This window comes from Streptomyces sp. NPDC057654 (genome assembly GCF_042800135.1).
GTDB lineage: Bacteria > Actinomycetota > Actinomycetes > Streptomycetales > Streptomycetaceae > Streptomyces.
Genome location: NZ_JBHVHQ010000262.1, coordinates 1 through 9,864 on the forward strand (window position 1 = coordinate 1; position 9,864 = coordinate 9,864).

Consider the following 9,864-nt stretch of genomic DNA (forward strand, 5'->3'; position numbering starts at 1 on the left):
GCATCCCCCGTCGCCAGCGACCGGGCGTTTCCATGCCCCGGAGTAATTGAATCCGGGGCTTCTTGCTTCTCCCCGATCGATCGCCGTAACCGGCCGCCCCGACCGGTCGTCTCCCCGCGTTAATCCTCCGCGCCCTCCGCCGAGTTGCTGCCGGACCGGAGCAGCAGCCTCCCGTCCGCCGACGCGATCTCCGACACCGCCGTGTAGCCGCCGTGCCGGCCGTCGCCCCGCACCGTCCGCTCGCGCGGCGTCTGGCAGGAACCGCGGCCCACGGCGCCCGCCATCTCGCAGCGCGCTTGCAGCGTCCGCCCGTCCGGCTGCATCAGGGTCAGTACGGCCTTCAGCGGGCCGCCCGTGACATTGCGGTAGTAGAGCCGGGACCAGGTGTCGCGGCCCTGCGCGAGGACGCACGTCTGCGCCTCGACCCGTGTCTCGGCCCGTGGCTCGGCCCGATTCCGGGCCCGCGCCTCGGTCCGTCCGGGCGAGGAGAGTTCGGGCCCGCACCGCGCGGTGTTACGGGCCTCCTGCGGCCGCTCGGCGAGCCCGAGCCCCGAGAGCACCCCGCCCCCGCCGTCGGCCGCGGGACGCTCGCCCACGGCCTCCGCGCCGTGCCTGGAGTCGGCGGGGCCCTTCGACGGCCGCGCCGACGCGCTCTCCCGCGCGCCCCCGCCGGTCCGCTCACCGGACCGGTCACCCGTTCGCTCGGCCACCCCCGCGTCCGGGCGGCCCGCCGGGCCGGCCACGGCAGCGGCGAGCGGCAGCACGATGGCCAGCGCCACCGCGCTCGCGAGCGCGACCATCCGAAGATTTGCGGCACGGGGCTGGGGCGCTCGTTCCATGGAACCCACCTGCGACTCGCCGGGGAAGCTTGATCGGTTGATCGGTACGCCGAACATAACCGCCGAAGCGGTGGCTTCCCGGTGCCAGCAGGCCCATTTCCCGTACAACTCGGCGCTGCTTACACCCGTACGAGTGAGGGCGCGTGCGGCTCCCGCCCGTACGCGCCCCTCTGCCTCAGTTCTGACTCAGTTCTTGCCTCACGCCCCCACGGGCGCTCAGTGCGCCAGTCGGCTCCCGCCGCCCGGCGTCCCCGCGCTCTCCTCGACCAGTACGTCCACCACCGTGGCGACGTCCGGCAGCCACGGCGTCCCGGCCCCCGCGCCGGCCGCCGCCGGCCGCGGGGCCCGCTCCCATCGGACTCGGCCCGCTCCCGTACGCGACGGGGGCAGCGCGACATAGCCGCCGTCCCCGTGGAACCGCAGCGACCCCGGCACCCAGTCCTGGGCGTGCAGCAACTCGCCGAGGACTTCGAGGGAGTACGGGGCCACCAGCAGCGTCCAGCGGGCGGGCGTGGCGACCACCGGGCCGAGCCGCACGCCCTGGCGGTCGAGGGCGGCCAGCGCCCGCGCGCCCGCCACCGCGGGCAGGCTCACAGCGCACGGCGCGGGGCCGCCGGTGGCGAGCACGACCGGCGCGTCCGGCCGGTTGGTCCACCACCACTCGATCATGCGGGCGTCCGTGGTGGCCGCCAGCAGTCCCGGGTCGAAGGGGTGGGCGCCGGGGACCACGCAGTCGGGGTGCGGGCAGCCGCACTCCGGGTCCCGGCCGTGGCCGGGCCGTAGTCCCACGCCCGGAAGCACGGGCCACTTCCATTCGGTGGCGCAGGTCAGAGCTGCGGCGAGCAGCGTCGACCGCCCGCTGCGACGCCGAGGTGAGGGCTTGCGTCGCCTTCCGAGGAAATCGCGCATGAGCGCTCGTTCCTTTCCGTGAACGCCGAGGGCTGGGGTCCGCCCGCCGGAGGCAGGGGACGTGTCCGTCGCACTACATGTCCATCGCACTACAGGGCACTTCGCATGGCACTTCGCGGTCCGGTGCGCTCCGTGGCACTACGGAGCCCCTCACACCACGTGGATCACAAGTCACAGCGCGTACTAGGCAGCGCATCACGCCGCAGGCCGAGCGTGGAACGTGGCGAGGGGTGGCGCGTTGATGGCGCTTCGCGCTTTGCCCAGTGCTCCCATGACTTCGCCAGGGGAACCCCGCCGCCACTCGGGGATGGGGCACGGCCGTCGCCGACTAAGACGCAGTGGCCGGCCGCCGGGTTCCGGGGCGATCTCAACTGCCCCTGCCCTTCTCCGAGTACGTACCCACCTCGGTGGATATGACGCGTTGTCGAATGACGTCAGTCGACCCCCACTGGACACGCCAATGGTGATTTTTCAGCCAACTTCGAATCCCCACAGACACCATCAATCCCAATAGTCCAATGCTGGACATCCCCTTACTCGGGCGTGTACATGTGGAGACATTGATAGCGGCGCAACATGACATGGGGGTTTGCGATGCTATTGAGCAAAACTCAGAGGCCGGACGGTCGGGCAATGGCGCTCGTCGGCACACCGGACACCGCCTTCGAGCCCATACTCACCTGCGACGACGCGCGAACTCAGCCAGGCAGCCGGCCATGAGCGCACCTCAGTTGCCGAAAGTGGCTGGAATCAATCCCTCGCTTCCTGCTCCGGAGCAGACTGCTGCGCCCGTCGGCGCCGACGGCACCGCGATCCCCGCGGCCTCCGGAGTCCCCGGAAACGCCGCCCCCACCGCCGCCGTCCCGCCGCCCGCCGCCCCCGGCGCGGTGCTCCAGGACCGCCTCGCGGGCTGGGTCTCCGACCTCACCACCCTCCACGAGCTCACCGAGCGGATCGCCCGCGCGGGCACCCTCGACGCCGCCCTGCACGAACTGCTGCGCGGCGGCTCCGCCCTCGTCGGCGCCCGGCGCGGCCTGATCACCCTCCAGCCGGTCGACGGCCTCGGCCCCGTCACCACCGTCGGCCTCGGCCTCGGCCGCGCCGACCTCGGCCACATCGAGACCATCCCGCGCGCCTCCCTCGCCTACGGGCGGCTCCTGGAGGGCCTCCCCGAGCCGGGCGCGACGGGCGAACCGGAACCGGGATCGGAGTCGAGAACGGAGCCGGGAACGGCATCCGACGGGGAGTTCGGCACGGACTTCGACACAGACCTCGGCACGGACTTCGAGGGCCTCGACGCGGGCCTCGGGGCGGAACCGCCCGTCGGCGTCTGCCCCGATCCCGGCGCCCCGCCGGAGCCGGACCCCGGCGTCCAGCCGTCCGTACGGCCCGGCATCGCCCACCCCGACATCGCCGGCGAGCCGGGGCGCGACCCCCGCCACCGCGAGGTCGCCGCCCGCCTCGGCTACGCGGCCAGCTACGCCGTCCCGCTGGCCACCGACGCCACCGGCCGGCTCGGCGCCGCCGTCTGGCTCTACGACGAACCGGCCGAGCCCACCGAGCGCCAGCGCCACCTCGTCGGCCTGTACTGCGCGTACGCCGCCGAACACCTCGCCCGCCACCTCGAACTCGACCGCGCCCGCGCCATGGTGGCCACCCTCCGCGAGGAACTGCTGCCCAGCCGGCTGCCGCGCGTCACCGGGGTCCGGCTCGCCGTCCGGCACCGCACCGGGCCGCACGGCGGCGGCGACTGGTACGACGCGCTGCCGCTGCCCGAGGGCGCGCTCGGCCTCGCCGTCGGCGGCGTCACCGGCTCCGGCCCCAGCGCCGTCGCCGCGATGGGGCGGCTGCGGGCGTCCCTGCGTGCGTACGCCGTGATGGAGGGCGAGGACCCCGTCGCGGTCCTCTCCGACCTCGAACTCCTGCTGCGCCTCACCGAGCCCGCGCGCTCCGCCACCGCCCTCTTCGCCTACTGCGAGCCCACGCTCGTACCGCGGCCGGACGGCTCCCCCGCCCACAAGATCGTCCTCGCCGGGGCCGGGCACTGCCCGCCGCTGCTCATCGGCGACGACCGCGTCGAGTACGTGGAGACGTCCCTGTCCGCGCCGCTCGGCATGCTCTCCTGCTGGGAAGCGCCCAGCGTCGAGCTGGAGCCCGGCGCCGGTGAAACGCTCCTGCTCTACAGCGACGGGCTGCTGCACCGCACCGGCGACTCGATGGACCGCGCCTTCGCCCGGCTGCACGCCGCCGCCGCGGGCGTCCCCGCCGCCCTGCGCGGCGACCCCGAGGCCGTCGTGGACCACGTGCTGCGCACGGTCCTGCCGGACGGTCTCGACGAGGCCGACAGCGACGAGGACGTGATACTTCTCGCGGCCCGCTTCGACTGAGCCGCCGCCTGCCGGGCTCCGGCCCGGCAGGGCGCCTAACAGGTGGGTCACGCCCCCTCACCCCTCTGCCGCCCGCACATACGATGGAAGGCGGTCCAGATCGAGGAGGATGTCGTGACCGAGGAGCCCACCCCGGAGACCCCGGCGGCCGAGGAGCCCATCAAGCAGCGGAAGAACGGTCTGTACCCAGCCGTGTCGGACGAACTCGCCGAGAACATGAAGTCGCACTGGGCCGACACCGAGCTGCGCGACCTCGCGCCGCTCGCGCAGGCCCCCGACACCGCGCGCCGCCGCGCCGCGCTCTCCGCGCGCTTCCCCGGCGAACGGCTGGTGATCCCGGCCGGCAACCTGCGCACCCGCTCGAACGACACCGAGTACGCCTTCCGCGCGTCCACCGAGTACGCCTACCTCACCGGCGACCAGACGCAGGACGGCGTCCTCGTGCTGGAGCCCGCCGCGGACGGCGGCCACGACGCCACCCTCTACCTGCTGCCGCGCTCCGACCGCGGCAACGGCGAGTTCTGGCTCGACGGCCAGGGCGAGCTGTGGGTCGGCCGGCGGCACAGCCTCGCCGAGGCCGAGCAGCTGCTGGGCATTCCGGCGAAGGACGTCCGCGACCTCCCGGAGCTGCTGCGCGCGGCCGCCGGACCGGTCCGCGCCGTGCGCGGCCACGACGCGGGCGTCGAGGAGGCGCTGCGCGACAAGGTCACCGCCGAGCGCGACGAGGAGCTGCGCGTCTTCGTCAGCGAGCAGCGCCTCGTCAAGGACGCCTTCGAGGTCGGCGAGCTCCAGAAGGCCGTGGACTCCACCGTGCGCGGCTTCGAGGACGTCGTGAAGGTCCTCGACAAGGCGGAGGCCACCTCGGAGCGGTACGTCGAGGGAACGTTCTTCCTGCGTGCCCGCGTCGAGGGCAACGACATCGGCTACGGCTCCATCTGCGCCGCCGGCCCGCACGCCACCACCCTGCACTGGGTGCGCAACGACGGCCCGGTCCGCTCCGGCGACCTGCTGCTGCTGGACGCGGGCGTGGAGACCCACACCCTCTACACCGCCGACGTCACCCGCACGCTGCCGGTCAACGGCACGTACGACGCGCTCCAGCGCACGATCTACGACGCGGTGTACGAGGCCCAGGAGGCGGGCATCGCGGCGGTCCGGCCGGGCGCGAAGTTCCGCGACTTCCACGACGCCTCGCAGCGCGTGCTCGCCGAGAAGCTCGTCGAGTGGGGGCTCGTCGAGGGCCCGGTCGAGCGCGTTCTGGAGCTCGGCCTCCAGCGCCGCTGGACGCTGCACGGCACCGGCCACATGCTCGGCATGGACGTCCACGACTGCGCGGTCGCCCGCACCGAGGCGTATGTGGACGGCACGCTGGAGCCCGGCATGGTGCTGACCGTCGAGCCCGGCCTGTACTTCCAGGCCGACGACGTCTCCGTGCCCGAGGAGTACCGCGGCATCGGCGTCCGCATCGAGGACGACATCCTCGTCACGGAGGACGGCAACCGGAACCTGTCCGCCGCGCTGCCGCGCACCGCCTCGGACGTCGAGGCGTGGATGGCCCGCGTCAAGGGCTGACCGGCCCCGCGCCCGTACGGACCTACGGGTGTACGGGCCTTGGGACACCGGCGGGCCGCGCTCCTCTCGGCAGGGGCGCGGCCCACCGCCGTACGCGCCCGCGCGGCACACGCATGACGAGAAGGGGCGGCGCTCAGGAAGCCCGCGCGAGCGCCGCTTCCAGGGTGGGCGCCGGGCGCAGCCGCTCGTGCAGGCCGGTGATGCGCAGCATCCGCAGGGTCAGCGGCTGGTCGCAGACCAGGTACAGCCGGCCCTCGCGCTCGGTGATCCGGGTGTGGAGGCGGGCCAGCAGCGACAGGCCCGCGCAGTCGAAGAAGGTGGTGGCGCTCAGGTCGACCGCGAGCGTCGGGGCCGGACCTTCGGTGACGGCGTCCAGCAGCGGACGCACCTCGGCCGCCGTCGCGATATCGATCTCGCCCAGCGGCTCCGCGACGGTGAAGCCGTACGTGGCGTGGGTGCGCAGCCTCAAATGGCTGCCGGCCCGGTACTCAAGGTCGCCGACCGGAGCCGGCGCGTACCCATCGTGATATCCCCCGCCCATGGCGGCACCCCCTGGAGCAACGCGCCCCTGTCCCTCGCGTACGGGAATCTCGGGTACGAGAGCCTCACGTACAGGGACCGGGGCAAGCGACAGTAGCGATGCGGTGGCCACCAGGGTCTGGGATGACTTCCGGCAACCGTAGCGGCGCGGTGGTCGCCCGCGAGATGCATGAACGATTCATACCCGCTGTCAGCCACTCGGTCGAGTGAATTACCTGAATTCTGCTTGAAATTACACCTCATAGCTGCCGCTCGCATCTGTACGCACGTCAGCGCGCTCGTCGGCCTCACCGACGACCCCGACGGCCACGACAGCCACGACAGCCACGACCACGGCAGCCGGAACGGCTCTCTTCGGCCGTCCCTTCGACCGGCCCTTCGGCCGTTACTCAGGCGTCGGGCCCCTGCGGGCGCTTCGGCCACTCGATCGGCGGGACCGTCAGCTCCTCCGGGGCCTCGCCGTCGATGATCTGCCCGGCCAGCACGGAGATCTGCCGGCCGTGCCCGCGCGCGTAGCTCCGCATGGCGGTGAAGGCGTGGTCGGGCGTGGTGTTCCAGCGCTCGGCGAGGATGCCCTTCGCCTGCTCGATGACGATGCGGCTGGTCAGCGCGGCCTGTAGCTGGGTCCGCTCGGTCAACGACCGCTCCAGCGTGCGCTGCTGGAGGATGCCGATCGTGGCGACGTCGGCCAGCGCCTGGGCCAGCGCGGTGTCCTCCGCGCCGAGCCGCTCGCGGTCGGTGCGGAAGAGGTTCATCGCGCCCACGACGTTCTGGCGCAGCCGCAGCGGAAACGCGTGGGCGGTGACGAACCCGGCCTCCCGCGCGCGGGCGGCGAACTGTGTCCAGTCCGCCGTGGCGGCGTAACTGGCGAGGTCGATATTGATACGGGCGACCCCCCGCGTGTAGCACTCCACACAAGGGCCCTGATCGTGCTGGAGCGAGAACAGCTCCAGCAGCCGGGTGTTCTCGTCCGACGCGGCGATGGTCTGGAGCGTGCCGTAGGAGTCCGCGAGCAGAATCCCGGCGGCGGTGACGTCCAGCAGCTCGACGCAGCGGGCGGAGAGCCTCTGGAGGAAGTCGATGATGTCGAACTCGGCCACCAGGGTGTCCGCCAGCTCGACGAAGACCTCGGAGACCTGCTGTTGGCGGGACATGGTCGTCATCCCCTGTTCTCTTCGGGCCCCTGCGGACCACTTGTGGTTTCGCTGAAACGCAGCCGGCGTGCCACCACATCACGGGACAGCGCCACGATCGGCTGGTCGAGGCTGAAGGCCATCGCGCGCAGCCGGACCAGTGCCTCCGCCAGAGGCACCGAGAGCTGCACGCTGATCATGCCCGTCGCCTGGTGCACCACCGCCTGGTGCCACTGCCCGGGCGGCTCCTCCGAGAGCGCGCCGGCCGACAGTGCGGGGTGGCCGTCGTCGAGTACGAGGGTGGTGAGCGCGGCGGCCAGGGCGAAGGCGTCGTCCAACTGCTCGGCGGACAACGGGCGCGGCTGGCCGCGCAGCAGAGTCAGCGCCCCCAGCCGGATCGCCCCGATGCCCAGCGGGAAACTGAACACGGCCGCCACCGGCAGGCCGGCCGAGGCCGGCAGCAGCAGCGGCCAGCGTTCGGCGCCGACGGCTTCGAGGTTCGGTACGAGCACGGCGGCGCCGCCGCGGAGGGCGTCGATTTCCGGTCCTTCGCCGAGCGTGGTCTGGAGCTCGGCGAACACGGCCGCGATGTCGCCGTGGGACCACAGCCGCTCGGTGTGCTCGGTGCGGCCCGTGTCCACGGTCACGGAGACCGTCACGCCGTCGGCGTCCAGTGCCTCCGCGAACAGGTGCGACGGATCGTCGCGGCCCGCTGAGTACAACATGTTCAGCACCCGGGCCATCCGGTCGCTGATCATGCCCTCGCTCCGCTCCGAGATCGGCAAAGCCTCCGGACGCGGCACCGATACCGCGCGGTCAACATTAACGGCACCCGACGACAGGCGGCATGCGCGATTCCGGCTCCCGGGGGCCGTACGTCCGCACGCACGCACGATGCGGTACGCGCCGCTCCCCTGACCGTACGGCGGCCCGAGGGCTACTGTGTGGGCAGCCGCCCCGGACCCCGGCCTCGTACGGGCGCGAGGACCCGCACCGCGGATTCTCCCCGTCCGCCGGACGCCCGCGCGAGCCGCCGTTCCGCGGCCGGCGCCACAGCACTCCCCACACCGCTCCACACACCGCTCCACACCATCCAGTACGTGGAGAACCGTCATGATCCCATTCGTCGTCACGCTCTTCGCGGCGCTCATCGGCCTGGGCTTCGCCTACCCCATCCTGTGGGTGGCGGCGGCCCTCCTGCTCTTCGCCTTCACGCGCTACGGCACCCTCAGCGGACTGCGCCTGCGCGATGACCCCGGCTACCGGGAGTACCGCGAACGCCGCGTCCGCCAGGACCGCTACGACCGCCGGTTCCGCCGTGAGCAGGACCTCTGGGGCCGCCGGACCGGGGGCCTCCTGGGCGGCCCGGCCGGGGCCAAGGACAAAGACAAGAACGACAAGGCCGAGTCCAAGGACAAGGACAAGGACAAGGACAAGGACAGGGACAGGGACAAGGCCGAGTCCAAGGACGACAAGGACAGCAAGGACGGCAAGGGGGCCAAGGGGTAGCGCCGAGGCCGGGAGCCGCCCCCGGGCCGGTGGCCCGGCGCGGGCGGCGTACCGGTCACACGGCCCTCAGCAGCGCGCCTTCCCGCCACTTGAGGATCTTGTCGAAGCTCACCACCGCACCCGGGCGACCGGATCGGTTCCGTACCCGGACGTGGTCGGTGAGGGACTCGATGAGAAACAGACCCCGGCCGTGCTCGGCGCGGTCGGGGGACGGTTGGTGCGGTCGCGTGGGCGTGCGGCGGCCGCGGGCCCGGAGCTTGTCGGCGAAACCTGGACCGGAGTCGATGACCTCGATGCGGCATGTGTCGCCGTCGATGCGGGCGGTGACGCGGTAGTCCTCGGCGGACGCGTCACCCCCGTGCTCGACCGCGTTGGCGCACGCCTCGCTGAGGGCCACCGACAGGTCGTAGGAGATGTCCGGGTCGACCCCGGCCGTCTCCATGGTGCCGAGCAGAAGCCGCCGGGCGAGCGGAACGCTCGCAGCTTCGCGCCGCAAATGGAGTGACCACCAGATGCTCATGTTCCAGCCTCCTGGCTGCGGCTCGACATACCGATACGTATAGCCAGCCGCAAGGGTCCGTAAGCGTACGGCGGGTGTGAGACCGCTCATTCGGCGGATGCGCAAAGTTGACGCGCAGGTGTATAGCGGTGCGTCCATGTGCGCCGGTATGCCCCGGCTCATACGCCCCCCTGCCGTAGGACGGCGGTAAGAGCGGTGGGATGATGACGCAGCCATGACTGCCTCCGCCACCGCCCCCGTCGCGCGCGCCGGCGCCGATCTGCGGCTGCTGCGGACCGCGGTGTTCACCGCGGTCTGCGTCCTGCTGTCCGCGGGCGGGCACGCGATGGCGTCCTGCGCGAGCGTCCCGGCGTGGACCCTCGCCGCGGGGTTCGTGGTGCTCTTCGCGGCCGTCGCGCCGCTCGCCGGGCGGGAGCGCTCGCTGCCCGGCATCGCCGCCGTCCTCACCGCCGGAC

At 72.6% G+C, this 9,864-nt stretch carries 9 protein-coding genes and 1 pseudogene; 4 read left to right on the plus strand and 6 right to left on the minus strand.

Going from position 1 to position 9,864, the window contains the following annotated elements:
- Positions 1 to 119: 119 nt before the first annotated feature.
- Both ACFU99_RS20340 and ACFU99_RS20345 read right to left on the minus strand, forming a co-directional pair.
- On the minus strand, positions 120 to 839 hold the full coding sequence (locus ACFU99_RS20340) for a hypothetical protein (protein WP_384393903.1): 720 nt from the start codon (positions 837 to 839) through the stop codon (positions 120 to 122).
- Positions 840 to 1,055: 216 nt separating this feature from the next.
- Complete coding sequence (locus ACFU99_RS20345) at positions 1,056 to 1,748, minus strand: bifunctional DNA primase/polymerase (RefSeq protein ID WP_384393906.1); 693 nt, start codon at positions 1,746 to 1,748, stop codon at positions 1,056 to 1,058.
- 740 nt (positions 1,749 to 2,488) lie between these two features.
- On the opposite strand from ACFU99_RS20345, the gene ACFU99_RS20350 reads away from it, so the two are divergent.
- Positions 2,489 to 4,135, plus strand: a complete 1,647-nt coding sequence (locus tag ACFU99_RS20350) for a PP2C family protein-serine/threonine phosphatase (RefSeq protein ID WP_384393908.1) — start codon at positions 2,489 to 2,491, stop codon at positions 4,133 to 4,135.
- A 114-nt stretch (positions 4,136 to 4,249) separates the two neighbouring features.
- Complete coding sequence (locus tag ACFU99_RS20355) at positions 4,250 to 5,707, plus strand: aminopeptidase P family protein (RefSeq protein ID WP_384393911.1); 1,458 nt, start codon at positions 4,250 to 4,252, stop codon at positions 5,705 to 5,707.
- Between the two features lie 133 nt (positions 5,708 to 5,840).
- On the opposite strand, the gene ACFU99_RS20360 is transcribed toward ACFU99_RS20355, so the two are convergent.
- From ACFU99_RS20360 to ACFU99_RS20370, 3 genes are all read right to left on the minus strand, one after another.
- A complete protein-coding gene (locus ACFU99_RS20360) occupies positions 5,841 to 6,248 on the minus strand; it encodes an anti-sigma factor antagonist (RefSeq protein ID WP_384393914.1) in 408 nt (135 codons plus the stop codon).
- A 388-nt stretch (positions 6,249 to 6,636) separates the two neighbouring features.
- Entirely contained in the window at positions 6,637 to 7,410 is a 774-nt protein-coding gene (locus ACFU99_RS20365) for an ANTAR domain-containing protein (RefSeq protein WP_384393917.1), read from the minus strand.
- A complete protein-coding gene (locus ACFU99_RS20370) occupies positions 7,407 to 8,138 on the minus strand; it encodes an ANTAR domain-containing protein (protein WP_384393920.1) in 732 nt (243 codons plus the stop codon). Before ACFU99_RS20370 ends, ACFU99_RS20365 begins: the two co-directional genes overlap by 4 nt.
- Positions 8,139 to 8,493: 355 nt before the next feature.
- Here ACFU99_RS20370 and ACFU99_RS20375 point away from each other — a divergent pair, with 355 nt between their 5' ends.
- A complete protein-coding gene (locus ACFU99_RS20375; RefSeq protein WP_384393923.1) occupies positions 8,494 to 8,889 on the plus strand; it encodes a hypothetical protein in 396 nt (131 codons plus the stop codon).
- 55 nt (positions 8,890 to 8,944) lie between these two features.
- Here the strand turns inward: ACFU99_RS20375 and ACFU99_RS20380 are convergent, their stop codons facing one another.
- A complete protein-coding gene (locus tag ACFU99_RS20380; RefSeq protein ID WP_384393926.1) occupies positions 8,945 to 9,409 on the minus strand; it encodes an ATP-binding protein in 465 nt (154 codons plus the stop codon).
- 214 nt (positions 9,410 to 9,623) lie between these two features.
- On the opposite strand from ACFU99_RS20380, the pseudogene ACFU99_RS20385 reads away from it, so the two are divergent.
- A pseudogene (locus ACFU99_RS20385) lies at positions 9,624 to 9,864 on the plus strand (hypothetical protein); the annotation flags it as partial.

What these genes read in the sequence shown, in the direction of transcription:
- ACFU99_RS20340 (WP_384393903.1), bottom strand. Translation starts at nt 839, where the DNA reads ATGGAACGAGCGCCCCAGCCCCGTGCCGCAAATCTTCGGATGGTCGCG.
- ACFU99_RS20345 (WP_384393906.1), bottom strand. Translation starts at nt 1,748, where the DNA reads ATGCGCGATTTCCTCGGAAGGCGACGCAAGCCCTCACCTCGGCGTCGC.
- ACFU99_RS20360 (WP_384393914.1), bottom strand. Translation starts at nt 6,248, where the DNA reads ATGGGCGGGGGATATCACGATGGGTACGCGCCGGCTCCGGTCGGCGAC.
- ACFU99_RS20365 (WP_384393917.1), bottom strand. Translation starts at nt 7,410, where the DNA reads ATGACGACCATGTCCCGCCAACAGCAGGTCTCCGAGGTCTTCGTCGAG.
- ACFU99_RS20370 (WP_384393920.1), bottom strand. Translation starts at nt 8,138, where the DNA reads ATGATCAGCGACCGGATGGCCCGGGTGCTGAACATGTTGTACTCAGCG.
- ACFU99_RS20375 (WP_384393923.1), top strand. Translation starts at nt 8,494, where the DNA reads ATGATCCCATTCGTCGTCACGCTCTTCGCGGCGCTCATCGGCCTGGGC.
- ACFU99_RS20380 (WP_384393926.1), bottom strand. Translation starts at nt 9,409, where the DNA reads ATGAGCATCTGGTGGTCACTCCATTTGCGGCGCGAAGCTGCGAGCGTT.